Raw genomic sequence first — 2,215 nt, 5'->3', positions numbered from 1 at the left:
GATCGGGTACGGACATCGCATTTCTTGGCGGCATGATGAACTATATCCTTTCAAGTAACAAATTTCATATGGAATATGCGGCCAATTATACCAATGCCAGTTTTATCGTCGGTTCCAAATTTGATTTTAAAGACGGTCTTTTCTCCGGATATGATCCCAAGACAAAGAAATATGACAAGTCGTTTTGGGCGTTTGAAAAAGATGAAAACGGGGTACCCAAACGGGATTTAACCTTCAAAGATCCAAGGTGCGTCTTCCAGCTCATGAAAAAGCAATATTCCCGTTACACACCCGAAACCGTATCCGCCATCACCGGCACACCGGAGGCGGATCTCAAGAAGGTATGGGAAACCTATGCAAAAACCGGCGCCGTGGACAAAACCGGCACCATCATGTACGCCATGGGCTGGACCCAGCACACGGTGGGCGTGCAGAACATCCGCATGATGGCCATGATCCAACTCATGCTCGGCAACATGGGCCGACCCGGCGGCGGCGTCAATGCACTCCGCGGCGAATCCAATGTGCAGGGATCCACGGACCATTGCCTGCTGTTTCATATCTGGCCGGGATACCTGGGCACCCCAGGAGCCTCTTTGGTGACACTGGCCGATTACAACGATAAGAACACGCCAAAAACAAACGACCCCCTCTCCGCCAACTGGTGGCAGAACAAGCCCAAGTATATGGCCAGCTTCCTGAAAGCCATGTTCGGGGAAGCCGCCACCAAGGAGAACGATTTCGGTTATTCCTGGATGCCCAAAATCGACGACGGCAAGGTCTATACGTGGCTGGATATTTTTGATGAAATGTACAAAGGAAACTTCAAGGGTTTCTTTGCCTGGGGCCAGAATCCCGCTTGTTCAGGAGCCAATTCCAATAAGACCCGTCAAGCGCTGGCCAAGCTGGACTGGATGGTCACCGTCAACATCTTTGACAATGAAACTGCTTCATTCTGGAAGGGACCGGGAATGAAACCCGAGGAGATCAAAACCGAAGTTTTTTTCCTTCCCTGTTATACCAGCGTGGAAAAAGAGGGCTCCATCACCAATTCCGGTCGCTGGATGCAGTGGCGTTATGCTGCTTCCAAGCCCCCGCGTGGCTGTAAAGGTGATGGCGATATCATGGTTGAGCTGTTTGAAAAAGTCCGTGCGCTGTATGAAAGCGACGGTAAATTCCCGGAACCCATCAAAAACTTCAGATGGGATTATGTCAAAGACGGGAAATACGATCCCCATGCCATCGCCAAGCTGATCAACGGCTACTTTGAACAGGATGTGACGATAAAAGATACATCCTATAAGAAAGGAACCCTTGTACCATCATTTGCCTTCCTTTTAGATGACGGTTCCACCAGTTCCGGTAATTGGCTCTATTGTAACTCCTATACGGAAAAAGGCAACATGGCGGCACGCAGGGAAAAGAAAGATCCCACCGGTATGGGTCTTTATCCGGAATGGTCGTGGTGTTGGCCGGTGAACCGGCGCATCATTTACAACCGAGCAGCCGTGGATCTCAACGGCAAGCCCTGGTCGCCCAACAAAAACATTCTGGAATACAAGGATGGCAAATGGGTGGGAGATGTTCCGGACGGCGGCTGGCCGCCCATGTCCAACAAGGAAAAGACCAAGCGGCCGTTTATTATGAAGCCGGACGGCGTAGGGTCGGTTTTCGGTCCCGGCCGGGTGGACGGGCCCTTCCCCGAGCACTACGAACCCTTGGAATGTCCGGTGCCCAAGAACCTGATGTCCAGCCAGCGCATAAATCCCGTTGCACCGGTTTACGGTACGGAAGCGGATGCGCATTTCTCTTGCGATCCCCGCTTCCCCTTTGTTGGCACAACCTACCGGGTCACCGAACACTGGCAGACCGGCATTCTGACCCGATGGCAGCCCTGGCTGTTGGAGCTCCAGCCGCAGCTCTTCGTAGAGATGAGCAATGAACTGGGCAAGCTCAAAGGAATCAACAACGGGGACATGTGTAAAGTATCCTCGGCCCGCGGGGAAGTGGAAGCCGTGGCTATTGTGACCGGTCGATTTAAACCCTTTACAGTACAAGGAACGACCGTTCATCAAATAGGTCTACCCTGGTGCTTCGGATGGGTGCATCCTAAGGACGGCGGAGATTCGGCCAACCTTTTGACGCCATCCACCGGTGAACCCAACACAAGAATCCCGGAGACCAAGGCGTTTATGGTCAACGTGGACAAAATCGG

1 protein-coding gene is annotated in these 2,215 nt (G+C 52.3%); it reads left to right on the top strand.

Translation table 11 applies throughout. The features are described from left to right. A partial coding sequence (gene fdnG / locus KKC91_12700) for a formate dehydrogenase-N subunit alpha (GenBank protein MBU0479402.1) occupies positions 1-2,215 on the top strand: 2,215 nt, incomplete at both ends.

Source organism: bacterium (genome assembly GCA_018812485.1).
Lineage (GTDB): Bacteria > JAHJDO01 > JAHJDO01 > JAHJDO01 > JAHJDO01 > JAHJDO01.
This window is presented reverse-complemented; position numbering and strand designations above follow the sequence as displayed.